The sequence below is a fragment of the Streptomyces sp. NPDC090083 genome (assembly GCF_044747445.1).
In the GTDB taxonomy this organism is placed as follows: Bacteria; Actinomycetota; Actinomycetes; order Streptomycetales; family Streptomycetaceae; genus Streptomyces.
The window spans coordinates 296,093-319,627 of record NZ_JBIVED010000009.1 but is presented as its reverse complement, the minus strand read 5'-3'; the positions used below and the strand labels follow the sequence as shown (position 1 = coordinate 319,627).

The 23,535-nt window shown below is 72.1% G+C and carries 20 protein-coding genes; 7 read left to right on the top strand and 13 right to left on the bottom strand.

Features of this window, described 5'->3' with window-relative positions:
• Nucleotides 1-27 precede the first annotated feature (27 nt).
• The 5 genes from ACIPTO_RS30075 to ACIPTO_RS30055 form a co-directional block, all read right to left on the bottom strand.
• Nucleotides 28-627, bottom strand: coding sequence for a TetR family transcriptional regulator (locus tag ACIPTO_RS30075; RefSeq protein WP_366325070.1), 600 nt, complete (start codon nt 625-627; stop codon nt 28-30).
• A complete protein-coding gene (locus ACIPTO_RS30070) occupies nt 624-2,117 on the bottom strand; it encodes an MFS transporter (protein WP_366325068.1) in 1,494 nt (497 codons plus the stop codon). The genes ACIPTO_RS30075 and ACIPTO_RS30070 overlap by 4 nt, the downstream gene beginning before the upstream one ends.
• A 118-nt stretch (nt 2,118-2,235) precedes the next feature.
• Complete coding sequence (locus tag ACIPTO_RS30065; protein WP_401197289.1) at nt 2,236-3,453, bottom strand: FAD-dependent monooxygenase; 1,218 nt, start codon at nt 3,451-3,453, stop codon at nt 2,236-2,238.
• 191 nt (nt 3,454-3,644) lie between these two features.
• Nucleotides 3,645-4,340 carry a ribonuclease H gene (locus tag ACIPTO_RS30060; protein WP_401197286.1) on the bottom strand — a complete coding sequence of 232 codons (696 nt, stop codon included), beginning with the start codon at nt 4,338-4,340 and terminating at the stop codon, nt 3,645-3,647.
• Between the two features lie 73 nt (nt 4,341-4,413).
• Nucleotides 4,414-5,208 (bottom strand): VOC family protein, encoded by a 795-nt coding sequence (locus tag ACIPTO_RS30055; RefSeq protein WP_401197284.1) that lies wholly within the window; start codon nt 5,206-5,208, stop codon nt 4,414-4,416.
• A 194-nt stretch (nt 5,209-5,402) separates the two neighbouring features.
• Between ACIPTO_RS30055 and ACIPTO_RS30050 the strand changes: the two genes are divergently transcribed.
• The 6 genes from ACIPTO_RS30050 to ACIPTO_RS30025 all read left to right on the top strand — a co-directional run bounded on the left by ACIPTO_RS30050 (nt 5,403) and on the right by ACIPTO_RS30025 (nt 10,780).
• On the top strand, nt 5,403-5,837 hold the full coding sequence (locus tag ACIPTO_RS30050) for an alcohol dehydrogenase catalytic domain-containing protein (protein ID WP_401197281.1): 435 nt from the start codon (nt 5,403-5,405) through the stop codon (nt 5,835-5,837).
• A gap of 50 nt (nt 5,838-5,887) precedes the next feature.
• Nucleotides 5,888-6,070: a hypothetical protein gene (locus ACIPTO_RS30045; RefSeq protein ID WP_401197280.1), complete on the top strand. Its 183-nt coding sequence runs from the start codon at nt 5,888-5,890 to the stop codon at nt 6,068-6,070.
• 210 nt (nt 6,071-6,280) lie between these two features.
• Nucleotides 6,281-7,723 (top strand): family 2B encapsulin nanocompartment shell protein, encoded by a 1,443-nt coding sequence (locus tag ACIPTO_RS30040; protein ID WP_401197278.1) that lies wholly within the window; start codon nt 6,281-6,283, stop codon nt 7,721-7,723.
• 16 nt (nt 7,724-7,739) lie between these two features.
• Nucleotides 7,740-8,792, top strand: coding sequence for a family 2 encapsulin nanocompartment cargo protein terpene cyclase (locus ACIPTO_RS30035; protein ID WP_401197275.1), 1,053 nt, complete (start codon nt 7,740-7,742; stop codon nt 8,790-8,792).
• Between the two features lie 49 nt (nt 8,793-8,841).
• Nucleotides 8,842-9,723: a geranyl diphosphate 2-C-methyltransferase gene (locus ACIPTO_RS30030; protein WP_401197273.1), complete on the top strand. Its 882-nt coding sequence runs from the start codon at nt 8,842-8,844 to the stop codon at nt 9,721-9,723.
• Nucleotides 9,724-9,919: 196 nt separating this feature from the next.
• Nucleotides 9,920-10,780 carry a hypothetical protein gene (locus ACIPTO_RS30025; protein WP_401197270.1) on the top strand — a complete coding sequence of 287 codons (861 nt, stop codon included), beginning with the start codon at nt 9,920-9,922 and terminating at the stop codon, nt 10,778-10,780.
• 25 nt (nt 10,781-10,805) lie between these two features.
• On the opposite strand, the gene ACIPTO_RS30020 is transcribed toward ACIPTO_RS30025, so the two are convergent.
• Genes ACIPTO_RS30020 through ACIPTO_RS29985 form a run of 8 tightly spaced genes read right to left on the bottom strand, consistent with a single transcriptional unit; the run spans nt 10,806 to nt 20,651 of the window.
• Nucleotides 10,806-11,501 carry a response regulator gene (locus tag ACIPTO_RS30020; protein ID WP_401197268.1) on the bottom strand — a complete coding sequence of 232 codons (696 nt, stop codon included), beginning with the start codon at nt 11,499-11,501 and terminating at the stop codon, nt 10,806-10,808.
• Nucleotides 11,492-12,832 (bottom strand): sensor domain-containing protein, encoded by a 1,341-nt coding sequence (locus ACIPTO_RS30015; RefSeq protein WP_401197265.1) that lies wholly within the window; start codon nt 12,830-12,832, stop codon nt 11,492-11,494. Before ACIPTO_RS30015 ends, ACIPTO_RS30020 begins: the two co-directional genes overlap by 10 nt.
• Before the next feature lie 9 nt (nt 12,833-12,841).
• Complete coding sequence (locus tag ACIPTO_RS30010) at nt 12,842-13,495, bottom strand: TetR family transcriptional regulator C-terminal domain-containing protein (protein ID WP_366325046.1); 654 nt, start codon at nt 13,493-13,495, stop codon at nt 12,842-12,844.
• Nucleotides 13,492-15,498: a CocE/NonD family hydrolase gene (locus ACIPTO_RS30005; protein WP_401197262.1), complete on the bottom strand. Its 2,007-nt coding sequence runs from the start codon at nt 15,496-15,498 to the stop codon at nt 13,492-13,494. Before ACIPTO_RS30005 ends, ACIPTO_RS30010 begins: the two co-directional genes overlap by 4 nt.
• Nucleotides 15,495-17,225 carry a dipeptide ABC transporter ATP-binding protein gene (locus ACIPTO_RS30000; RefSeq protein WP_401197260.1) on the bottom strand — a complete coding sequence of 577 codons (1,731 nt, stop codon included), beginning with the start codon at nt 17,223-17,225 and terminating at the stop codon, nt 15,495-15,497. Before ACIPTO_RS30000 ends, ACIPTO_RS30005 begins: the two co-directional genes overlap by 4 nt.
• A complete protein-coding gene (locus ACIPTO_RS29995; RefSeq protein WP_366325040.1) occupies nt 17,225-18,112 on the bottom strand; it encodes an ABC transporter permease in 888 nt (295 codons plus the stop codon). Before ACIPTO_RS29995 ends, ACIPTO_RS30000 begins: the two co-directional genes overlap by 1 nt.
• Nucleotides 18,109-19,065, bottom strand: coding sequence for an ABC transporter permease (locus tag ACIPTO_RS29990; protein WP_366325039.1), 957 nt, complete (start codon nt 19,063-19,065; stop codon nt 18,109-18,111). The genes ACIPTO_RS29995 and ACIPTO_RS29990 overlap by 4 nt, the downstream gene beginning before the upstream one ends.
• 2 nt (nt 19,066-19,067) lie before the next feature.
• The gene (locus ACIPTO_RS29985; protein ID WP_401197257.1) at nt 19,068-20,651 is read right to left on the bottom strand and encodes an ABC transporter substrate-binding protein; all 1,584 of its coding nucleotides are present in this window, start codon (nt 20,649-20,651) and stop codon (nt 19,068-19,070) included.
• Nucleotides 20,652-20,975: 324 nt separating this feature from the next.
• On the opposite strand from ACIPTO_RS29985, the gene ACIPTO_RS29980 reads away from it, so the two are divergent.
• Nucleotides 20,976-23,519, top strand: coding sequence for a beta-L-arabinofuranosidase domain-containing protein (locus ACIPTO_RS29980; RefSeq protein WP_401197255.1), 2,544 nt, complete (start codon nt 20,976-20,978; stop codon nt 23,517-23,519).
• The last annotated feature ends 16 nt before the right edge of the window (nt 23,520-23,535 follow it).

The window sequence follows — 23,535 nt, the reverse complement described above, 5'->3', positions numbered from 1 at the left end:
GACCGGATCCGCCGGACGGGCCCTGGGTCAGCGGGGCGTCAAGTGGGCCTGCACGGTGGGTCCGTAGCGCTCCGCGATGGTGTCGATGGCGGTCGCGCGCAGCCGGGTGCCGCGGGCTATGCCGTACATGACGCCGAGGCCGAGGATGGTCGCGACGGCGAGTTCGGCGCACAGGGCGGGGTCGGGGCCGGGGAGCCGCTCGGTGAGGCGGTCGATCACCTGGGCGCGGAAGTTGACGCGCAGGATGTCGCCGTGGTCGCCCTGGATCGGCGCGAACGCGATCCGCAGCAGCGGGTCGGCGCCCCGCTCGCGCTGGCTGACCAGGACGTGCCGGACCATGTGGCGGCCGAGTCCGTCGAGCGGGGCGTCCAGCAGGTCGGCCACGTCGGTCTCGAAGGACATGACGCGGGCGAAGAGGGCGTCCTTGTTGCCGAAGTACTTGAGGATCAACGGCGCGCTGACACCGGCGCGTTCGGCGACGGCCTTGAGGGTGATGTCGGCGTGCGCGTTGCGCGCGAGGAGGTAGCGGGCGGCCCTGAGGATGGCCGCCTTGGTCGCCTCGGCGTCCCGGCGGGCGGGCGGGGGCGCGGTGGCTGGGTTGGGTGGAGTGGTGCTCACGGCACTCATGCTCCCTCCAGCGCCTCGTCCCGCGCGCCCTCGGCGCGCTCCGGGGCGCGCCGCGTGTCGTCGGGGGCGGGGTCGCCCGGGATGGTCAGGGCCGCCGCGCCGGCCACCAGGGCGACGACCGCGGCCATGCCGAACGCCATCAGGTAGCCGTGCAGCGTGGGCAGCGGGAGGCCGCCGACGAGGCTGGTGTGGTGGACCAGCACGGCGGCGACCACGGCACTGGAGGTGGCCTGGCCGATGGTGCGCATCAGGACGTTGACGCCGTTCGCGGACGCGGTCTGGCCGGCCGGGACGGCGCGCAGGATGAGGGTGGGCAGTGCCGAGTACGCGAAGGTGGTGCCGGTGGCGACGACGGTCGCGCCGAGGATGATCGTCCACAGGTCCCGGCTGTCGGCGATGCGCACCACGTAGCCGAGCGCGATGATCGCCGCGCCGAGGGCGAGCGTGACGCGCGGTCCGCGGGCCGCGGAGATCCGGGCCGAGACGGGCGAGAGCAGCAGCATGGTGACGCCGCCGGGCAGCAGGCACAGCCCGGTCTGCACGATGGACAGTCCCAGGCCGTACCCGGTGGCCTTGGGCGCCTGCACCAGCTGCGCGGTGACCAGCGAGTTGGCGTAGAACGCGAAGCCGGTCAGCAGGGCCGCCACGTGCGAGAGACCCACCCGCGGCCTGGACACCAGGCGCAGGTCCACCAGGGGCTGTTCCACGCGGAGTTGCTGCCACCACCACAGTCCGAACACGACGACGGTGGCGAGGAAGAGCGACAGGATCCGCCCGCTCCCCCACCCCCACTGGCCGCCCTGCGACACCCCGAGCAGCAGACACACCAGTCCTACGGCGAGTCCGAGCGCGCCGAGCACGTCGAAGCGGCCGGGTTCACGGACGGGCGACTCGCGCACCGCCCACCAGATCGCCCACACGCCGAGCGCGCCGAGCGCGCTGGTCGCCCAGAACATGACGTGCCAGTCGGCGTACTGCACGATCAGCGCGGCGAGCGGCAGTCCGAGCGCGGCGCCGATGCCGACGGTGGAACTCATCAACGCGACGGCGCTGCCCCGGCGTTCGGGGGGAAGCTCGTCGCGCAGGATGCTGATCGAGAGGGGGACGACGGCCGCGGCGGCGCCCTGGAGGGCGCGGGCGAGGATCAGCACGCGGATGTCGGAGGACAGGGCGCACATGACCGAGCCGAGGGTCATCAGCGCGAGCGCGCCGGTCAGGACGCGCCGCTTGCCGTACATGTCACCGGCCCGGCCGAGGACGGGGGTGAGGACGGCGCCGGAGAGGAGGGTCGCGGTGACCATCCAGGAGACGGCGCCCGCGGAGGAGTGGGTGAGCCGGGGCAGTGACGGCAGCAGCGGGACGACCACGGTCTGCATGACCGCCATGAGGATGCCGCCGAACGCCAGCACCGGAACGGTGAGCCGGTCCCGGAAGGGGGTCCGCCCGGCGAGGCTGCCGGACGGCTCGGGTATCGGGACGGGCTGGCCCATGCGCACTCCACTGCTGGCGGAAAAGAGGGTGAATGGCTATTCACCTTATCCGGTGAATAGCCATTCACCCAAGCTCGCCTGGAGTGCTCGTGGAGGCTCGGTCGCTCCCGCCGGGCGCCTACTTGCGGGTCGCGAGCGCCCGCGCGTGCACGGTCCGGGCGACCTTGGGTCCGAGCCAGCGCTTGAACCGGCGCAGCGCCTCCAGCCGTCCCGCGGCCTTGTCGATGCCGTAGTACACCTGCGGCGGCACGTACGGCAGCAGCGGCGAGTGGCGCTGGCCGAGCAGGGCGAACATGCGGTGCGGGGGCAGGTCGATGTAGCGGTGGAGGTTCTCGTACCACTGGGCGCTGTAGCGGGCCGCGCTCTGGATGGACAGCAGGGCGGCCTTGCGGCGCTGTTCGTAGGCGGCGAGGGCCTGCGGCAGCGCGCTGTGCTCGCGCAGGGCGTCGGCGAGGGCGATGGCGTCCTCCAGGGCGAGGGTGGTGCCGGCGCCGATGGAGTAGTGGGTGGTGTGGGCGGCGTCGCCGAGCAGGACGAGGTTGCCGCGGTGCCAGGTGCGGTTGGTCAGCGTGCGGAAGGTGAGCCACTGGGCGCTGCCGTCGGCGGAGGCGCGGCCGATCAGGGAGTGGCCGTCGAGGAGGTCGGCGAAGAGCTTCTCCAGCAGGGCGAGTCCGTCGGCCTCGGGCGCGGTGTCCAGGCCGAGGCCGGTCCAGGTCTCGGGGGCGCACTCGATGACGCAGGTGCTGCCCTCGGGGCCGAAGGCGTAGCCGTAGCACCAGATCCAGCCGTGGTCGGTCTCGACGAAGGCGAAGGTGAAGGAGCCGAAGACCTTGCTGGTGCCGAGCCAGATGTACTGGTTGCGGCCGGGTGTGAGCTCCGCGCCGAAGTGGTCCGCGTGGCGGCTTCGCAGCACGCTGTTGACGCCGTCGGCGGCGACGACCAGATCGGCGTCGGGCAGGTCCTCGGCCGTGACGTCGCGTTCGAACTCCAGCCGTACGCCCAGGTTCCGGGCCCGTTCGGCGAGGATCTTGAGGAGGCGGTGGCGGCCGATGCCGTGGCCCTCGTCGCCGGGCTGAACGGTCGTCAGATCCCGGACGCGGGCGACGCCGTCGCTCCAGCGCACCGAGTGCTCGTCGACGGCCTGCGCCGACTCCGGGTCGTACTCCCGGAGTTGGTCGAGCAGTCCGCTCCAGTACGTCACGCCCCAGCCGTAGGTCGAGCCCTCGGGGTTGCGTTCGTAGACGGTGATGTCGTGGGACGGGTCCTGACGCTTCAGCAGGATCGAGAGATACAGGCCGGCGGGCCCGCCTCCGACACAGGCGACCTTCACGCGCACACCCCTGGAGATTACTCAAAGTGGTCAATTAGCACCGCAGAGTAGCAGGCCGGGGGCGTGCGAAAGCCACGACCGCCCGAGTGCACGAGGCGCGTCGTTGACGGGCTCCCTCAGGGGGTGAGCGTGACGGGAGAGCGGGCGGGCGGGTCCGTCGCGGCGGACCCGGTCTCACCGCGGGCCGGGCCGGAGGGCTACGCCTCGGCCGTGCGGCACTCCGGGTGGCCCCAGCCCTTGCCGTTCTTGCTGATGGGCTCGCCCGCCGCGTACGCGCGACCGCACAGGCAGCGGCCGGGGAACTTGGCCTTGATGGTGCGGGCGGCCGAACCGGCGCTCTTCCGGGCCGACTTGGCGGCGCCCGTGCGGGCGGGCTTCTTCGGGGTGTCGGGCGAGGGGGGCGGTTCCGGGGAGCCGAGGTCGCTGCCCGCGGGCTCCTGGACGATGGCCGCATGGCTGGCCGCGCGGTCGGCGAAGTCGTTCAGCGGGTCGCCGTCGACCTGGTGGGCGGGGACGTAGCGGAACTCGACCGACCGGCCGCCGAGGAGTTCGTCGATGCGGACGACCAGTTCCTGGTTGGCGACGGGCTTTCCGCCGGAGGTCTTCCAGCCGTTGCGCTTCCAGCCGGGCAGCCAGGTGGTGACCGCCTTCATGGCGTACTGCGAGTCCATGCGGATCTCCAGCGGTACGTCCGGTGCGGTCGCCGTCAACAGGCGCTCCAGCGCGGTGAGTTCGGCGACGTTGTTGGTGGCCTTGCCGAGCGGCCCCGCCTCCCAGCGGGCCGGGCTCTCCTCGTCGTCCGACACGACCCAGGCCCAGGCCGCCGGCCCGGGATTCCCCTTCGAAGCCCCGTCGCACGCGGCCACCACACGTTCACGCATGCGCCCGATCATGCCATGGCCGTGCGACACGCCCCGCACGCCCCCGCCCGGTGGGCGGACGGCGGGGCGTGAGCGACCGCGCCGGTCAGACGTCCGTGCTCGTGGGCATCTCGCCCTGGGTCGTGGTCACGTCGATCACCGTGAACGAGGCGCCCTGCGGATCGCTGAGGGCCGCGAACCGTCCGAAGGGGCTGTCCATGGGGCCGAAGCGCACGATGCCGCCGAGTTCGGTGGCCTTGGCCACGGCCTCGTCGCAGTCGGGGACGGTGAAGTAGACGTTGACGTAGGACGGCACCTCGGGCGGGAACTCGTCGCCCATCCGCATTCGGCCCAGCACCGGCTGGTCGCCGAGGCCGTACATCCGGTAGTCCATGTCACCGCCGTCCATCTGCTTCTGCGCGTACGGGAAGACGCCCGCGAAGAACGGATCCGCCTTCTCGGGCTCGCGGGTGAAGACCTCGGCCCAGGCGTACGCGCCGGGCACGCCCATGGCCTCGAAGCCCTCGTGGATGTCGCCCTGCCAGACGCCGAAGACGGCGCCGCTGGGCTCGGCGGCCAGGCACATCGTGCCGAAGTCGCCGACCTTCATCGGCTCCATCAGCACCTGGCCGCCGTTCTCGCGGATCTTCGTGGCGGTGGCCGCCGCGTCCGGTGACGCGAGGTACAGGCACCACTGCGACGGGCTGTCCTGGCCGGGCATCGGCGGTACGACGGCCGCCACCGCCTTGTCGTCGACGAAGGCCTGCGTGTAGTTGCCGTACTCCGACGACGCGTCGCCGAAGGTCCAGCCGAGGACCTCGCCGTAGAAGCGCTTGGCTCCCTCCACGTCGCTGAACATCGCGTCGGCCCAACAGGGGGTTCCCTCAGGTTGCACGGCCATGATCGCGGCCCTCTCCGGTAGGTCGGGTTGTCCGAATTCTCACGCTAGTCACCCGGGGCGCGGGACGCGCGCCGAACGTGGCGTTCCGTTCCACACTGGACCCGTGGCGGAGGCGAGGACGATGCGCGCGTGGGCCGTGACCGGACCCGGGCCCGTCGAGGCGGGCGTCCTGAGGCGGGTGGAGAAGCCGGTGCGTGGCCGGGTTCGGGGCCGGGGTGAGCGGTTTCGCGGTCGGCGACCGGGTGGGCGTCGCGTGGCTGCGCCGTACCGACGGGACGTGCGCGTACTGCCTGCGCGGCGCCGAGAACCTGTGCCCGCGCTCCGAGTACACCGGCTGGGACGCGGACGGCGGTTACGCGGAGTACACGACCGTACCGGCCGCCTTCGCCCACCGGCTCCCGGCGGGCCTGGCCGACGTGGCCCTGGCGCCGCTGCTGTGCGCCGGGATCATCGGCTACCGCGCGCTGCGCCGCTCCTCCCTGCCACCGGACGGCCGGCTCGGTCTCTACGGCTTCGGGGGCAGCGCCCATCTGTGCGCGCAGGTGGCGCTCGCCGAGGGGGCCACCGTGCATGTGCTGACCCGGGGCGAGGCGGCGCGGCGGCTTTCGCGGTCGCGGGCATCCACCTGAGCGACACGCCGCCCCTGGACTACGAGCACGAGCTGTTCTACGAGAAGGAGTTGCGCAGCGTCACCTCCAACACCCTTGAGGACGCGCGGGAGTTCCTCGATCTGGCCGCCCGGTACGGCGTGCGTGCGACCACCCACGTGTATCCGCTCTCCCGGGCCGCGGACGCCCTGACGGACCTGAAGGCGGGCCGCTTCGACGGGGCGGCGGTGCTGGTGAACGACTTCAGCGGGTAGACGGCGCGCGGATCCTCACTCGGGCGAGGTGTTCGCGCGCCCCGTGCGCCGGGGCACGGGAACGATCTGTTCCGCTCCCCGCCTCCATCGGGGGTTTACGACCTCCGGGGCGCGAAACCGCCCCCCACGCGCGGTTACCGGTCGTGGGCAGGACTGTTTCGCTTGTACACCGACGACGCGCTCACCCCTGTTCACCTCCCGGGAGGGAAAGTGTCCACTCCGGAAAGCGCCACCGGTCCCGCCACCGACGAACCCGACCCCGCGAACCCCGGCAACGGGCAGCTCACCAGCCTCAGCACCGTGGCGGCCCGCCAACTCGCCACGACGACCAAGTCCGAACCGCAGATGCAGGCCATCACCTCGCGATGGCTGCTGAAGATGCTGCCCTGGGTGGACGTGCGGGGCGGTGCCTACCGGGTCAACCGGCGGCTCCAGCTCAGCGTCGGCCGCGGCCGGGTGCAGTTCGAGCAGAACGGCGCCGACGACATCAGGGTCATCCCCCAGACGCTCACCGAACTGCCGGTGCTGCGCGGATACTCCGACGTCGAGGTCCTGAAGGAGCTCGCGGGCCGCTTCCGGGTCCGTGAGGTGCGGGCAGGACAGGTCCTGTTCGAGGCCGGACAGCCCGTCACCGAGGCCTACTTGGTCGCGCACGGCCGCTTCACCCGCTACACCGCGGGCAAGTACGACGAGGAGGAGGTCCTCGGGGTCGTCAGCGACGGCGACCAGATGGGCGACGAGGCGATCGGTCAGTCCGATCCGCTGTGGCTCAGTTCGGTGCGCGCCGAGACCGCGGGCGTCCTGCTGGTGCTGCCCTGGGACGTGGTGGCCGAATTCACCGAGCGCGTACCGTCGTTGGCCGCCCATCTGGAGGCGTACGCCGAACGGCAGCGGCTGCCGATGAACCGCAAGGGCGAGGCCGACGTCCCGGTGCAGGCCGGCCATGTGGGCGAGCCGACGCTGCCGGGCGGCTTCGTGGACTACGAACTCGCCCCGCGCGAGTACGAGTTGTCGCTCACCCAGACCGTGCTGCGGGTGCACACCAGGGTCGCCGACCTCTACAACGACCCGATGGACCAGACCCAGCAGCAACTCCGGCTCACCATCGAGGAGATCCGTGAGCGACAGGAGTGGGAGCTGGTCAACAACCGGGAGTTCGGGCTGCTGCACAGTGTCGACTACACCCAGCGCATCAGCACCTTCACCGGTCCGCCGACCCCGGACGACCTCGACGAACTGCTCGCCATGCGGCGCAAGACGCGGCTGTTCCTGGCCCATCCGAAGGCGATCTCGGCGTTCTTCCGGCAGTGCAACCGGCGTGGTCTGGTGCCCGGCACGGCGAACGTCGACGGGCACGAGATCCCCGCCTGGCGCGGTGTGCCGTTCTTCCCGTGCAGCAAGATCCCGGTCACCCCGCAGCACACCAGCAGCATCATCGCGCTGCGCACCGGGGAGGCCGACCAGGGGGTCGTCGGGCTGTTCCAGACCGGTATCCCCGAGGAGTTCCAGCCCGGTCTGAACGTGCGGTTCATGGGCATCGACCCGGCCGCGATCATCCGTTACCTCGTCACCGCGTACTACTCGATGGCCATCCTGGTCCCCGACGCGGCGGGGATCCTCGAGAACGTCCAGATCGGCCGCACGGCCGAATGACGGCGTGGAGCACTTCATGACCACACCCACCACGACCTCCCTCCGGCTCCCCGGGCCGCCGAACCTGGCCCGCAGCGTGCGGGCCCGGCGGCGCACCGGGGCGATCCCCGGGCTCACCCACCGGCCGGTGGCGCCCGCGGACCCGGAGAAGGCCGCCGAGATCGACCGCAGACTGGAGGCCTGGGCCCGCGAGCTCGACCTGTTCCCGGCCGAGTGGGACGGGGACTTCGCCGGGTTCCAGTTCGGCCGGGCCGTGGTGCTCCAGCACCCGGGCGCCCTCGACCTCGAACGGCTCACCGCGGCGGGCAAGTTGCTGCTCGCCGAGAACATCGTCGACAGCTGCTACTGCGAGGAGGACGAGGGCAAGGGCGGCTCGCACAGCGGCCTCGGCGGGCGGCTGATCTTCGGGCAGTCGGCGCTCGACCCCTTCCACTCCACCCCCGAGTACGAGGAGGAGTGGCGGCACGGCGTCCAGGCCGACGGCCCGCGCCGCTCCTACCACTTCGCCCTCAAGGACTTCGCCCTCCTCGCCACCCCCAGTCAGACGGACCGCTTCGTCCACGACATCGCCCGCCTCCATCTCGGCTATCTCGCCGAGGCCGCCTGGGCGGAGACCCGGTACAAGCCGCGGGTCTGGGAGTACCTGACGATGCGGCAGTTCAACAACTTCCGCCCCTGTCTGTCGATCGTGGACGCCGTCGACGGCTACGAACTGCCCGAGCAGCTCTACGCCCGGCCCGAGATCCAGCGGGTCACGGCGCTGGCCTGCAACGCCACCACGATCGTCAACGACCTCTACTCCTTCACCAAGGAGCTGTCCGAACCCGACCACCTCAACCTCCCTCAGGTCGTCGCCGCCAACGAGCGGTGCGGGCTGAAGGCCGCCTATCTGAAGTCCGTCGAGATCCACAACCGGATCATGGACGCCTTCGAGGAGGAGTCGGCGACCCTGTCCGCGCTCTCGCCCCTCGTCGAGCGCTACACCGAGGGCCTGGCCGCCTGGGTGGCCGGCAACCACGAGTGGCACGCCACCAACAGCCACCGCTACCACCTGCCCAACTACTGGTAACAGAACGTTCCCTGACATTCCGTCAGTCGTACGACGCTAGGAGTCACCGTTGACCACTGCCGACGCCGGAACCACCACCGCTTCAGCCCCGGTGCCGACCCAGTCCACGTACCAGAACCGTGTCGCGGACTACTGGAACGCCGAAGAGAACCCGGTCAACCTCGACCTCGGACAGATCGACGACCTGTACCACCACCACTACGGGATCGGCGGGGCCGACGAGTCCGTGCTCGACGACCCCGACCCCGTCCGGCGCCGCGAGCGGCTCACCGCCGAACTCCACCGCCTGGAACACGCGCAGGCCGAACTCCTCGCCTCCCACCTCGGGCACCTCACCGCCGCCGACCGGGTCTTCGACGCCGGCTGCGGGCGCGGCGGCGGCAGTGTCGTGGCCCATCTGCGCCACGGCTGCCGGACCGACGGCGTGACGATCTCCGCCAAGCAGGCCGAGTTCGCCAACGCGCAGGCCCGCAAGCGGGGCATCGACGACAAGGTGCGCTACCACCACCGCAACATGCTCGACACCGGTTTCCCGACCGGTGAGTTCGCCGCGTCCTGGAACAACGAGTCGACGATGTACGTGGAGTTGGACCTGCTGTTCGCCGAGCACGCACGGCTGCTGCGCCGCGGCGGACGCTATGTGGTGATCACCGGCTGCTACAACGACACCTACGGCCGGGCCTCGCGCGAGGTGTCCCTCATCAACGCCCACTACATCTGCGACATCCACCCGAGGTCGGAGTACTTCCGGGCGATGGCCCGCAACCGCCTGGTGCCCGTCCACGTCCAGGACCTCACCGAGGACACGATCCCCTACTGGGCGCTGCGCAAGCGGGCCGACCATCTGGTGACGGGCATCGAGGACACCTTCCTGGACGCCTACCGCAACGGCAGCTTCCAGTACCTGCTGATCGTGGCCGACCGGGTCTGAGACGGGTCCGGTACGTCCGGCGTGCCCGCAGGGAGCGCGAGGGCCTCCGGGGTGTGGCCTGCCACACCCCGGTCGTGCGGCCCACCGCAGTGACCAGGGGACGCGTCGCGCGACATCGTGATCGGTACGACCGGGGGCCCGCCGAGGCGCCGCCCCTTCCTCCCCGATCCCGATCGAAGCGAAGGACGGATTCCGCATGCGCACCCACACGTCAGCCCTGTCACGCCCGGCCGAGACACCCGGCCGGGCGTTGGCCTGGCTGGTCGCCCTCGCCGTGGCGCTCGGCGCCGGCTTCGTCCTCGCGCCGGGCCGGCTGGCCGCGAACGGATCGGAGGGCGCGTTCTCCGGACGGCACGGGCTCGTCGACGCCCTGCGCCCCGCGTTCATCGCGTACTGGAGGTCCGGCGACCGGCGATTCCCCCCGGACCTGCAGCGGGTCGTCGACTACTGGTACCGCTTCCACGTGGTCAAGGGCGTCCTGGCCGTGGCCCTGCTGATCGTCCTCGTCGCTCTCGGCACCCTGCTCTGGAAGGCGTTCCTGAGGTCCGGCGGTCCCCGGGGCAGGCTGGCCCTCGCGTCGGCCGCCGCCTTCACCAGTGCGCTGGCGCTGGTGGCACTGGCGGCGGTGATGGCGAACGTCCAGGGAGCACTGGCCCCCTTCTCCTCGGTGACCTCGATGCTGCCGCTCGGCACGCCCGGCGGCCCACTCGCCGGTGCGGTCGGCGAGATCCGGCAGGGTCTGGCCCACTACCCGGACACGAACGGCCGGAACACGGCCGCGCTCCGGGTGATGGTCGACGACTTCGGCCGGTACCACGCGGTGCTCGCCGTGCTGGCCTCCGTCGTGGCCGTCGTCCTGGCCGGGCTGAGCGTGACGGCGTGGCGCGGGTTCGCCAAGGTGGACGGGGCCGACGGGCGGACGCGGCGCACCATGGCGTGGTTCGGCGTGCTGTCGGCCCTGCTGGGGCTCGCGCTGATCGTCGTCGCGGTGGCCAACACGGGCACGGCGGCGGACCCGGCGCCTGCTCTCCTGGGCTTCTACGAGGGCGGCTGGTGAAGGGGCCGTGTGTCGGCCGGGCCGCTCAGGAGCCGAGGTGGGCGAGGACGGCGAGGACCCTGCGGTGCCTGCTGTCGTCGGGCGGCAGTCCGAGCTTGGCGAAGACGTTGCCGATGTGCTTCTCCACCGCGCTGCCCGAGAGCGCCAGTCGGCGGGCGATGGCGGTGTTGGAATGCCCCTCGGCCATCAGCGCCAGGAGTTCCCGCTCGCGCGGGGTCAGCGCGTCCAGAGGTGCTTTGCGGCGCTGTCCGGCCAGCAGCCGGGAGACGACCTGGGGGTCGAGCACCGTCGCGCCGCGGGCGACCCGGGCCAGGGCGTCCAGGAACTCCTCGACGCGCGCGACCCGGTCCTTCAGCAGATAGCCGACCGCGCCGGCGCCGTCCGCGAGCAGCTCGGCGGCGTAGGACTCCTCCACGTACTGGCTGAGCACCAGGACGGGGGTGCCGGGCAGCTGTGCGCGGACGCTGATCGCCGCGCGGAGGCCCTCGTCCGTGTGGGTCGGCGGCATGCGGACGTCGACGACCGCCACGTCCGGGCGGTGGGTGAACACCGCTTCGACCAGGGCGGGACCGTCACCGACGGCGGCGACCACCTGGTGGCCGTCGTCGGTGAGCAGGCGGACCAGGCCCTCGCGGAGCAGCACCGCGTCATCGGCCAGGACGATGCGCAGCGGTTCGCGGGGTTCGCGGTCGCGAGCCGCTTCGGCCGGGGTCAGAGGCATGGGAGTTCTCCGGTGATCGTCGTCGGGCCGCCGTCGGGGCTGACCGTCAGCAGGCGCCCGCCGACCGCGTGCAGTCTGTCGTCCAGGCCCCGCAGTCCGTGTCCCTTGGCGAGGGCAGCGCCGCCCACACCGTCGTCGGTCACCCAGACCCGCAGGATGCCCTCGTCATGACGCAGGCCGATGAGGCACTGCCGCGCGTGGCTGTGTTTGGCCACGTTGGTGAGGGCTTCGGCGACCAGGAAGTACGCGGCCGTCTCGACGGCGGGCTCCGGCCGGCGGTCCAGGGGGCCGAGGTCGAGGTCGACGGGTACGACACAGCGGGCGGCCAGTGCGGAGAGCGCCGCGCGCAGGCCCCGGTCGGCGAGGATCGGCGGGGCGATGCCGCGCGACAGGGCCCGTAGCTCCTCCAGAGTTTCCTGCGCCTGGACGAGCGCGTCGGCGAGTGCCTCGCGGGCGGTGTCCGGCCTGCTGTCGAGGTGGTGCTGCGCGCGGCCCAGTTCCATCGCCAGCCGGACCAGCCGCTGCTGGGGGCCGTCGTGGATGTCGCGTTCGAGCCGGCGCAGGGCCGCCGCCTCGGCCGTCACGGCGGCCAGGGTCTGCGCGCGTGCGGTGTCCCGCTCCTGTTCCAGTCCGCTGATCCTGCGGTGCAGTGCCGACAGGTCGGACAGCAGCGCGTTCCCGAGCCCGGTCTGGACGGTGACGCACGCACGGGTCACCAGCGGCAGGGTGGCCAGCATGAGGAGGCCGAGGACGACGGCGAAGGCGATCCGCGAGTCCGGGGACGTCAGCCCGAGGCTCAGGGCGATGTGGGAGCGGGAACCGCCCACGGACAGGTTCATCGGCCGCAGCGATCCGGGCGCCGGGTACGGGCTGCGCAGCGGGCAGGAGACGGCGGCCACGGCGACGAACCACCACAGCGCCGTCACCACCGACGTGACCACGACGACGGGCAGCACCAGCACCGCGTGCCCCATGTCCAGCCACCGCCCGGGATCGGCCGCGGCGGCGGTCCGCTCCGGCTGCGGACGCCGCGTCGCACCGGTCCGGGAGAGCACCCGGGCGATCCTCCACCGCTCCGCGTCGCCCGGCCACCGCGCCAGTTCCGCGGCACCGGTCCTGACCCGCGACCCGTTCGGCGTCAGCGCACCGACGGCGCCCAGACACAGGGCGGCGAGCACCAGCAGCAGGCCGGACGCGGCGCTCACCGGCGCGGTCAGCAGGTACAGGGAGTCCGTCAGCGTGCGGCGCCCCCGGCGCAGCGCGCCCCGGCGGACCGACCGCCACCGGCCCGCGTCCACGCCGGTGACCAGGGGAGACAACGACTCAGCCATGCGCCCAGCCTAGGACAGCCCCAGCTCCGTCTCGATCAGCCGGTTGAGGTGCCTGCGGGCGTCCTGGGTGCTCAACGGCGGTGCCTGGCGCAGCCGTTGCAGGGCCAGGCCGTCGGCGAGGGCGGCGAACCGGACGGTGAAGCCGTCGAGGTCGTCGGAGGCGAACTCGCCTTCGGTGACGCCTCGTTGGGCCAGGGCCCGGATCTGCTGGTGCCAGGTCTCGTAGCGGTGGGCCTGTCCGCCGCTGAAGGCCTCGTCGGTGCCCTGTTCACCCGCGTTCCAGTAGTCGAACCACATCCGCCAGTGCCGGTCGGTGTCCTCGGTGAACAGCGCGTCGACGAGCAGCCGCAGCGCCTCGGCCCCGCTGGTCGCCCGCTCGGCGGCCTCGTTCAGCTCCGCGTAGTAGCGCTCGATGTGGAGCACCATCGCCTCGGAGAGGATCTCCTGCACGCTGCCGAAGTGGTAGGTCACGGTGCCGACGGAGACCCCGGCCGCCGCCGCCACGTCGCGCACGCCGACCGAGGCGTAGCCGCGTTCCGCTATCAACGGCACGGCCGCCTCGACGATGAGCCGGCGGCGTACCTCGGTGGGCTGCCGGGTCCGGTCGGCGGCGGCGACCGCGCGGCGCGGGGACTTCGCGGCCGGCTGCCTGGCGGCCGTCATCCCGACGTCCTCGGGGTGGTGCGGTGCCATGCGCGCTTGGCCACTGTCTCTCCGTTCGCCCGTGCTTCGACACGACTGTCCATGACGAAGTCCTCGGTCGTGGCCCGCAGCTCCGTCCGCGTCATGATCTCAGCGTCCCACTCGTCCCCGCGCCGCAGGCGGATCCGCCACTCGGACACGGCGTGCGCGGACAGCGGGTCGTCGGCGCGGACGCGGTACGTCTCCCGCGCGCTCTCCTCGAAGCGCAGCCCGTCCGGATACGTCCGTGACCCCCCGTAGTTGGGGTCGACCTCCAGCGTCCACTCCCCCTTGGCGACGTCGTACGTGACGAGCCGCTCGGGTGCCGCGTCGGCGGGCCGGTCGTAGGTCACGTCGAGCGGGAGGGCCTGCTCGGGCTCCTCGAAACGGATGCGCGGCTCGACCCCGCTCTCCCGCAGGGGCAGGTGTACGTCGCTCTCGGCCGGGACGACGCGCAGCTCGCCGCGCTCGCCGTGCGGCCAGACCCACGGCCAGTAGGTGTCGGAGACGGCGAGGCGGATGCGGTGGCCGGGCGGGATCGCGTAGCCGATGCCGGTCAGCTCGAACTCGACGTCCTCGAACGTCCCCGGTGTCCATGCGACGGCCCGGTCGCGGCCGTGCCTGCTCAGCAGGTTGAGCACGCCCCGGGTGACGAGTGTGGACGAGCCGTCCGGTGCCACGTCGCACAGGCGGGCGATGACGTGGGCGCGCGGGGTGGCGCTGTCGAGGCGGAGCCGGACGCGGGGGCGGCCGAGGATCTCGACGCGTTCGGTGAGCGGTTCGGAGTCGAAGCAGACCGATCGGCCGTCTTCCTCGCGCTGGTCCGGCGGCAGGTCGCTGGCGTTGCCGAAGGGGAAGAACCGCCCGGCGTCGAGGCCGGTGTGCTGCGGGGAGCGCACGAGGACGGGCTCGCTGCCCGCCCCGAGCGCCCGCGTGTTCCAACCGACCTTCTCGCTCGGCCAGTCGGCGTCTCCCACCCAACGGCCCGGCAGTGTGTCGTACGACGTCGCCGGCGGGACCGGGTCGGTGATCCAGGCCCGGAGCAGGGGTTCTTCCATCGCTCCCGTGTCGATGCCCTTGAGGTGCTGGTCCCACCAGCGGAGGGTCTCCTGGAGGAAGCCGATCGCGGGGCCGGGCGGCAGGCCGCGGTCGGGGTACTGGTGCGACCACGGGCCGATGATGCCCCGGACGCGGTCGCCGGGCAGGTGCTCGACGAGCCGGAGGACGGCGTCCCGGTACGGGTCGTTCCAGCCGCCGACGGCGAGGACGGCCGCGTCAATCGCGCCGTAGTCCTCGCAGACGCTGCCGTGCTTCCAGTAGTCGTCGCGCTGCTGGTGGTCGAGCCAGGTGTGGAGGAAGGGTTCGAGGGCGTTCAGGCGTTCGCGCCACATCGGCAGCCAGCGGTCCGCGCCGACGTTCGCGGGGTCCGGCGGGCGGGACGCGAAGGCGAGCATGGTGCCGGCCCAGGCGAGCATGTCGATGCCGAGGACGGCGCCGCCCGTGTAGTGGACGTCGTTGTCGTAGCGGTCGTCCGTGGAGCAGACGGTGACGATCGCCTTGAGGGGCTCGGGGGCGAGGGCGGCGATCTGGAGGGAGTTGAAGCCGCCCCAGGAGATGCCGAACATGCCGACCTTGCCGGTGCACCAGGCTTGTGCGGCAAGCCAGTTGACGACGTCGACGCCGTCGGCGAGTTCCTGCGCGTCGTACTCGTCGCCGGGCAGGCCCTCGCTGTCGCCGTGGCCGCGGATGTCGACGCGGACGGAGGCGTAGCCGTGGCCCGCGTACCAGGGGTGGCGCTGGGCGTCGCGGGGCGCGGTCCAGTCGCTCTTGCGGTAGGGGAGGTATTCGAGCAGCGCGGGCACCGGGTCGGACACGGCGTCGTCGGGCCGCCAGATGCGGGCGTGCAGCCGGGTCCTTCCGTCCCGGGTGGGGATCCAGACGTCCTCGTGGACGACCCGGCGTTCGAACTGCTCGCGGTACTTCACGAAACTCCTTCCGCCACGGGGGCGTTGAGGGGGCGCCAGCGTCGGACGCGGTGGCCGTCGGCGCCGTGGCCGGTCCAGATGTCGTCGCCGTCCGCCGCGTCGGTCCAGTCGGCGGTGTCGTCGACGTAGGGCTCGGCGTCGGGGTCGGGTTCGAGGGCGGCTGCCATCAGCCGACGGGTGTAGGGGTGCCGGGGGTCGGCGAACACGGCTTCCGTGGGGCCTTCTTCGACGACGACTCCGTGGCGCAGGACGACGACCCGGTCCGCGATGCCTCGTACGACGGCGAGGTCGTGGCTGATGAACAGACATGCCAGGTCGCGTTCGCGGCGGAGGTCGTCGAGGAGCCGCAGGACGTCGGCCTGGACGGAGACGTCGAGGGCGGTGGTGATCTCGTCGGCGATCAGTACGTCCGGCTCGCCCGCCAACGCCCGTGCGATGCCGATGCGTTGGCGCTGGCCGCCGGAGAGCTGTGCGGGCAGGCGGTCGGCGAGGGCCGGGTCGAGGCGTACGTCGGCGATGAGCCGGCGGGCCCGGTCGGTGGCCTCCGTGCGGTCGGTCACCGTGCCGAACAGGCGCAGGGGGTGGCGGACCGCGTCGCCCACGGAGCGGCGGGGGTTGAGCGAGGTGTCGGCGTTCTGGAAGACGAGCTGCACCCGCCGCCGCAGGGACAGCGGGCGTTGCTGTGCGGGGCGGGCGAGGTCGCCGTCCGGGTGGCGCATCGTGCCGCCGGACGGGGTGCGCAGTCCGGCGAGGGTCCACGCGAGGGTGGACTTGCCGCTGCCCGACTCCCCCACCAGGGCGAGGATTTCGCCGCGCCGGACGTCGAAGGAGACACCGTGCACGGCCCGGGTGCTGCCGTAGTCGATGGTGATGTCCTGCGCGGAGACGGCGACGGGGGCGTCGGCGGGGACCTCTGCCCTGGGCCTGACCTCCCGTTCCCCGGCCTCGCCGACGAGGGCGAGTCCGGCGTCGTCCAGGCGCGGCACGCTGGCCAGCAGGCGGCGGGTGTACGGGTCCTGGGGCCGGGAGAAGAGCTGTCCGGTGGGCGCCGACTCGACCACGCGTCCGGAGCGCAGGACGGTCACGTCGTCGGCCATGTGAGCGACGACGCCGAGGTCGTGGCTCACCAGGACGGCGGCGAGGCCGAGTTCGTCGCGCAGGGCGGCGATCAGGTCGAGGACGCTGCGCTGGGTGACGACGTCCAGGCCGGTCGTCGGTTCGTCGAGGACCAGGACTTTGGGGCGGGCCGCGATGGCCATGGCGATGGCGACGCGCTGCTGCTGGCCGCCGGAGAGTTCGTGCGGATAGCGGCGGGCCAGCTCCGCGGGGCGGGGCAGCCGGACCTGTTCGAGGAGGTCGACGACGGGCACGTCGCCGCCCGCCTCGGCGATCTGCCGTCCGATGCGCATGGAGGGGGTGAGGGCGTGGCCGGCGTTCTGGCCGACCATGGCGACGGTTCCGCCGCGCAGCCGCCTCAACTCCGGTGCGGACAGGGCGAAGACGTCGGCGCTGGCGACCTGGACCGTGCCTCCGGTGATCCGGGAGCCGTGCCGCAGGTGGCCGAGGAGGGTCGCGGCGACGGTCGACTTGCCGCTGCCGGACTCGCCGACGAGGGCGTGCGTACGGCCCTCGGCGACGTCCAGGGACACCTCGTGCACGACGGGGATGTCCCGGCCGCCCGAACGGTAGGCCACGGAGAGTGAGTTGACGGACACGATCGAGGTCATCAGGAGCCCTCCCTGATCCGGTCGACGCCCCACGCCTTGGACAGGCCGTCGGCCGCGAGGTTGAGCCCGACCACGAGGGTGGCCAGGGCGATGATGGGGGCGAGGCTGGCCATCGGGACGACGGTGATGGCGGTGCGGTTCTCGGCGACCATCAGTCCCCAGTCGGGGGTCGGCGGGTCGGCGCCGAAGCCGAGGAAGGACAGCGAGGAGATCAGCAGCACGACCCAGGATGCCCGCATGGCGAACTCCACACAGACCACGTCCGTGATGTTCGGCAGGATCTCCCGGCGCAGGATCGACCAGGTGCCCTCGCCGCGGGCGCGGGCCGCGGTGACGTAGTCGGCGGGGACCACCGCGAGGGCGGCGCCGCGCACGACCCGGACGACCTGGGGCACGTAGACGATCGCGACGGCCAGGACGATGACGGCCGGGCCGGTGCCGAGGGCCGTCACCACGACGAGGAGGGCCAGGACGGACGGGACGGAGAGGATCGCGTCGAGGACGCGGCCCAGGACGTCGTCGAACCAGCCGCCGCGCAGGGCCGCCGCGCAGCCGATGACCGTGCCGAGGGCGACGGTGAGGAGGGTGGCGGCGACGGACACGCCGAGGGCGTACCGGCCGCCGTACAGGACCCGGGCGAGGACGTCGCGGCCGTACTGGTCGGTGCCGGCCCAGTGGCTCCAGCTCGGCCCGAGCAGCGCGTGGTCGGCGTCGTTGGCGATGGGGTCGTAGGAGGTGAGGAGGGGGGCGAGCAGGGCGATCAGGACGTGGACCGCGACGATCGCGAGGCCGACGAGGGCGGTGCGGGAGCTGGTCAGGGTGCGCCAGGCGCGGACGGTGCGGGCGCCGCGCACGGTCGTCGGCGCGGCGGTGTCGAGTGTGGTCATCGTGTCCTCCCTCGGGTGCGGAGCCGGGGGTTGAGGGCCATGGTGGCGAGGTCGGCCGCGAGGTTGCAGACGACGTAGACGACCGCGCTGATCAGGGCGATGGCCTGGATGGTGGGCAGGTCGCGGTTCTGCACGGAGGAGAGCATCAGCTTCCCGATGCCCGGGTAGTTGAAGACGTTCTCGACCACCGCGACCCCGCCGACCAGCCAGGCGACGTTGAGCGCGATGACGTGCAACGTGGGCAACAGGGCGCTGGGCAGGGCGTGTCGGGTGACGACCCGCCAGGTGGAGAGGCCCTTGAGGCGGGCGGTGGTGACGTACTCGGTGGCCATCACGTCGATGACGGAGGTGCGGGCCATGCGGACGATGTACGCGGCCATGACCACGGCGAGGGCGAGCGCGGGAAGCCATACGGCGGGCAGGAGTTGGGAGACGCTCGCGTCCGGGCCGTAGAGGACGACGGCCGGGAACCACGGGAGGGCGACCGAGAAGCACAGGACGAGGACGGTGGCGACGACGAACTCGGGGACGCTCATGCCGACGAGGCTGACGGTGGAGATGACGTGGTCGGGCCAGCGGTCTCGGTAGAGGCCGGCGAGGATGCCGAGGACGATCGATCCGGTGACCGCGAAGAGGACGGTGACGAGGGCGATCAGCGCCGAGTTGCCGAGGTACAGGGACACTTCGCCGCCGACGGCCTTGCCGGAGACGAGGGAGGTGCCGAAGTCGCCGTGCAGCGCGCCCCCGACCCAGTGGCCGTACCGCTCCCAGGCGGGCTGGTCGAGGTGGAGCTTGGCGCGCAGGGCGGCCACCGCGTCCGGGGTCGCGTCCTTGCCGAGGATCTGGGTGGCGACGTCGCCGGGCAGGGCCTGGACGGCGAGGAAGACGAGGACGGAGGAGAGGAAGAGGGTGCCGACCGCGGCGGCGACGCGGCGGGTGATGAAGGTGAGCATGGTCAGGCTCCCTTCAGGCCGATGTTGAGGTAGTCGAACTCGAAGCCGTGCTCGGCGTATCCGCGCACGGCGCGGGAGATGCCGACGAGCCGGTCGGCGAACATCGGGGTCATCGCCCCGCCTCTCTCGATCACCAGCGTCTGTGCCTCACCGTAGAGTTCGCGCCGTTTGGTGTCGTCGGTCTCGGCGCGGGCGCGGTCGAGCACCGCGTCGAAGCCCTTGTCGGACCAGGCGGTCTCGTTGTAGGAGGAGCCGCCGCGGAAGATCTGGGTGAAGAGCTGGTCGACGGGCCGCCCGGTGAACCAATAGGTGGCCATCAGCGGCTTCTTCATCCAGATCTGCGTGTAATAGGAGTCCGCCGAGGCCGTCTTGACCCTGATCCTGATGCCGGCGCGCTTCGCGGAGTCCTGGTAGGCGAGCGCCATCGGCGTGAACAGCGGGTCGTAGGACGAGGTGTAGAGGTCCATCGCCAGACCCTCGTGACCCGCCTGCTTGAGCAGGTACCTGGCCTTCTCCGGGTCGTGCCGGGGATGCGCGGCGATGTGTGCGGGGTCGCTCGGCGGTACGGGGTTGTCCCAGCCGGCGGTGCCCGCGCCCTGGAGGGCGACCTTCACGACGTGGTCGGGGTCGTAGGCGAGCTTCATGGCCTGGCGGACGCGGACGTCGGTGAAGGGCTTCTCGGTGGTGAGCATCGGCAGGACGTACCACTGGGCGTCCTTGACGCGGGCGATGGTCGCGCGGTCCGAGGCGGCGACCACGCGGGCGGTCGCGAAGTCGAGGTTGGTCTGCGAGAGCAGGTCGACCTGACCGGCCAGCAGGGCGTTCGAGCGGGCCGACATGTCGGCGACCGAGTAGAAGGCGATCGCGTCGAGGACCGGGCGGCCGGCCCAGTGGTCTTTGTTCGCGGTGACGCGGCCGGGGCCCGCCGGGGCGAACGACTCCAGCTTGAAGGGGCCGGTGCCGATGCCGGTGCGGCCGATGGACTTCGCGCTGCCGTCCGGTACGACGTAGCAGTTGTAGTGCGTCAGCAGGCTCGGGAACTCGGCGTTGGGCGTCTTCAGCGGCACGACGAGGGTGTGCGCGTCGGGCGTGCCCAGCTTCGCCGGGTCGATGAGCGGGGCGAGGACCGCGGCCTGCGGGGACGCCGTCGCCTTGTCGAGGATGTGGCGCAGCGTGTAGGCGGCGTCCGCGGAGGTGAAGGCGCGGCCGTCGTGGAAGGTGACGTCCTTGCGCAGCCGGAAGGTCCAGGTGCGGGCCTTGGCGTCGGGCTCCCAGGACTCGGCGAGGTCGGGGGCGAGTTCGCCGTCGGCGGCGACGCGGACGAGCCGGTTGTAGAGGGCGCCGAGGTACTCGTAGGCGGACAGGGAGCTGGCCGGGTCGAGGGTCTCGGCGTCGGAGGCGGGCGGCCGGGCGATGCGCAGGGTGCCGCCGCGGTCGGGGGCGCCTTTCCTGGCGGCGGCCGGCAGGACGGGGGCGGCCTCCGCCCCGCTGCAGCCGGTCAGCAGCCAGGATCCGCCGAACGCGGCGGCCGAGGCGACGCCCGCGGCGAGCACCGACCGGCGGCCCGGGTGGTGGATGTCGGACATGTACCGACCGTCCTTGTCGCTATTCGTTCAACCGAACGATTGAGTGAAGTTGGTGAACGATAACGAGGGGACGGTTTCCCGCCAACCCTTTGGGCGCGGAAATTAACGTCCGAAACGCACTGGTTACGGCGGGGAGGCCGCGCGGGATGCGGGCATCGGGGTCAACTGCCGCCCCCACAGGCCCTGTTGACATCACGCGGCGCACGCCTAGCGTGGGCAGCGCACAGCATGTCGCACAACATTCGATATTTCGAACAGGAAGCGGGTGGTGGAGGGACACCGCCGCCCGGCCCCTCCCTCCCCGACATGCGAAGGACAGTGGTGATGACCCCATCCCTCGGCAGACGTCAGCTGCTCGCGGCCGCCGGTGCCGGCTCGGCGGCCCTGGCGCTCAGCGGCCCGGCCTGCACGGCCCACGCCGTCCCGGGAACCTCGCCGGAAACCGCACAGGAAGCCGCACCGGCCCGCCCCTTCCCGCTCACCGCCGTGACCCTGCTGGACAGCCCCTTCCGGGACAACCAGCGCCGCAACTCGGCCTATCTCCGCTTCGTCGACATCGACCGGCTGCTGCACACCTTCCGCCGCACCGTCGGCCTGCCCAGCGCCGCTCAGCCCTGCGGCGGCTGGGAGGGACCGGACGTGGAACTGCGCGGCCACTCCACCGGCCATCTGCTCTCCGGCCTCGCCCTCGCGTACGCCGGCACCGGGGACACGAGCCTGCGCGACAAGGGCCGGGCCCTGGTCGCCGGGCTCGCCGCCTGCCAGGCGGCCTCGCCCGCCGCCGGCTTCGGCAAGGGGTACCTGTCCGCGTTCCCGGAGAGCTTCTTCGACCGGCTGGAGGCCGGGACCGGGGTGTGGGCGCCGTACTACACGATCCACAAGATCATGGCCGGACTGGTCGAGCAGTACCGGCTGGCCGGGAACGACCAGGCCCTGGAGGTGGTGCTCCGGCAGGCGCGCTGGGTCGACGCGCGGACCGCGAGGCTGTCGTACGAGCAGGTGCAGCGGATGCTGGAGACGGAGTTCGGCGGGATGAACGACGTCCTCGCCGATCTGCACGCCCTCACCGGTGACCGCACCTGGCTCACGGTCGCCGAGCGCTTCACCCACGCCCGGGTCTTCGACCCGCTGGCCCGGAACGAGGACCGGCTCGCCGGACTGCACGCCAACACGCAGATCCCGAAGATGGTCGGGGCGCTGCGGCTGTGGGAGGAGGGGCTGCCGGAGCGGTACCGCACGATCGCCGCGAACTTCTGGCGGATCGTCACCGGCCACCACTCGTACGTCATCGGCGGCAACAGCAACGGCGAGGCGTTCCACGAACCCGACGTCGTGGCGGGGCAGTTGTCGGACAGCACCTGCGAGAACTGCAACACGTACAACATGCTCAAGCTGACCCGGCTGCTGCACTTCCACGGCCCGGACCGGGTGGAACTGCTCGACTTCTACGAACGGGCCCTGTTCAACCAGCTGTTGGGCGAGCAGGACCCGGACTCCGAGCACGGTTTCAACATCTACTACACCGGTCTCGCGCCGGGTTCGGTCAAGCGCCAGCCGTCCTTCATGGGCACGGATCCGGACGCCTACTCCACGGACTACGACAACTTCTCCTGCGACCACGGCACGGGCATGGAGACCCAGGCCAAGTTCGCCGACACGGTCTACTCGCACGACGAACACGGCCTGCTGGTCAACCTGTTCATCCCCTCGCGGCTCGTCTGGCGCGAGCGGGGCATCACCTGGCGCCAGACCACCGGCTTCCCGGACCGCTCCTCCACCACGCTCACGGTCACCGCGGGACAGGCCACGCACCGGCTGCGCGTCCGCGTGCCGTCCTGGGCCGCCGGTGCCCGCGCCAGTCTCAACGGCCGTACGCTGCCCGACCGTCCGCAGCCCGGCAGCTGGCTCACCCTGGAGCGCGCCTGGCGTACCGGCGACCGCGTCGACGTGACCCTGCCCATGCGCACGGTCGTCGAGCCGACCCCCGACGACCCCGATGTGCGGGCCGTGGTGCACGGTCCGGTGGTCCTGGCGGGGGCGCTCGGCGACCGGGCCGATCCCTGGCTGTCACGCCTGGACGTCGACTCCGTACGGCAGGAGTCGTCGGACCCCCTGCGCTTCACCGCCCGCGCGGACGACGAGGACGTGACCCTGCTGCCGATCGCCCGCGTCCACCACCAGCACTACTCGGTGTACTGGCTGACCGGTGAACCCCCGCCCCCGCCACCGGAGTTCGCGGCCTGGCACCGCTTCGACGAGACGTCGGGCACCTCGGCGTCCGACGCGACCGGCAACGGTCTGACCGCCCGACTGGCGGGCGGTGCCTCATGGCTGACGGACGGTCATCTCGGCGGCGCGGTCGCACTGGACGGCGTCGACGGTCATGTCGCCCTCGCCGACGACCTGTTGGCGGGAGCCTCCGCCTACTCCCTCGCCGGGTGGGTCAAGCTGGACGGCCGGCCGGGCGTCTGGAGCCGGATCTTCGACATCGGCACCGGCGTCACCGCCAACATGTTCCTGACCCCGCTCAGCGGCGACGGCACCCTGCGGTACGCCATCACGGCGGGTGGGGCGGGCGCCGAGCAGCGCATCGACGCCGGCCCGCTGCCCACGGACCGCTGGGTGCACGTGGCGGTGACGTACGGCGCCGGGACCGCCGTCCTGTACGTCGACGGCGCCGAGGCCGGCCGGAACGCGGCCGTCACCGTGGAGCCGCGCCGCTTCGGCAACCACATCAGGGCCGGATACCTCGGCAGGTCGCAGTACGCCGACCCGTACCTGAAGGGCGCGGTCGACGACTTCCGGGTATACGGCAGGGCGCTGAGCGCCGCCGAGGTGGCGACGCTGGCGCACGCGTCCACCGACTGACCGGAGCCCGGCCGGT

What these genes read in the sequence shown, in the direction of transcription:
- ACIPTO_RS30075 (WP_366325070.1), bottom strand. Translation starts at nt 627, where the DNA reads ATGAGTGCCGTGAGCACCACTCCACCCAACCCAGCCACCGCGCCCCCG.
- ACIPTO_RS30070 (WP_366325068.1), bottom strand. Translation starts at nt 2,117, where the DNA reads ATGGGCCAGCCCGTCCCGATACCCGAGCCGTCCGGCAGCCTCGCCGGG.
- ACIPTO_RS30060 (WP_401197286.1), bottom strand. Translation starts at nt 4,340, where the DNA reads ATGATCGGGCGCATGCGTGAACGTGTGGTGGCCGCGTGCGACGGGGCT.
- ACIPTO_RS30055 (WP_401197284.1), bottom strand. Translation starts at nt 5,208, where the DNA reads ATGGCCGTGCAACCTGAGGGAACCCCCTGTTGGGCCGACGCGATGTTC.
- ACIPTO_RS30035 (WP_401197275.1), top strand. Translation starts at nt 7,740, where the DNA reads ATGACCACACCCACCACGACCTCCCTCCGGCTCCCCGGGCCGCCGAAC.
- ACIPTO_RS30025 (WP_401197270.1), top strand. Translation starts at nt 9,920, where the DNA reads ATGCGCACCCACACGTCAGCCCTGTCACGCCCGGCCGAGACACCCGGC.
- ACIPTO_RS30020 (WP_401197268.1), bottom strand. Translation starts at nt 11,501, where the DNA reads ATGCCTCTGACCCCGGCCGAAGCGGCTCGCGACCGCGAACCCCGCGAA.
- ACIPTO_RS30015 (WP_401197265.1), bottom strand. Translation starts at nt 12,832, where the DNA reads ATGGCTGAGTCGTTGTCTCCCCTGGTCACCGGCGTGGACGCGGGCCGG.
- ACIPTO_RS30010 (WP_366325046.1), bottom strand. Translation starts at nt 13,495, where the DNA reads ATGACGGCCGCCAGGCAGCCGGCCGCGAAGTCCCCGCGCCGCGCGGTC.
- ACIPTO_RS30000 (WP_401197260.1), bottom strand. Translation starts at nt 17,225, where the DNA reads ATGACCTCGATCGTGTCCGTCAACTCACTCTCCGTGGCCTACCGTTCG.
- ACIPTO_RS29995 (WP_366325040.1), bottom strand. Translation starts at nt 18,112, where the DNA reads ATGACCACACTCGACACCGCCGCGCCGACGACCGTGCGCGGCGCCCGC.
- ACIPTO_RS29990 (WP_366325039.1), bottom strand. Translation starts at nt 19,065, where the DNA reads ATGCTCACCTTCATCACCCGCCGCGTCGCCGCCGCGGTCGGCACCCTC.
- ACIPTO_RS29985 (WP_401197257.1), bottom strand. Translation starts at nt 20,651, where the DNA reads ATGTCCGACATCCACCACCCGGGCCGCCGGTCGGTGCTCGCCGCGGGC.
- ACIPTO_RS29980 (WP_401197255.1), top strand. Translation starts at nt 20,976, where the DNA reads ATGACCCCATCCCTCGGCAGACGTCAGCTGCTCGCGGCCGCCGGTGCC.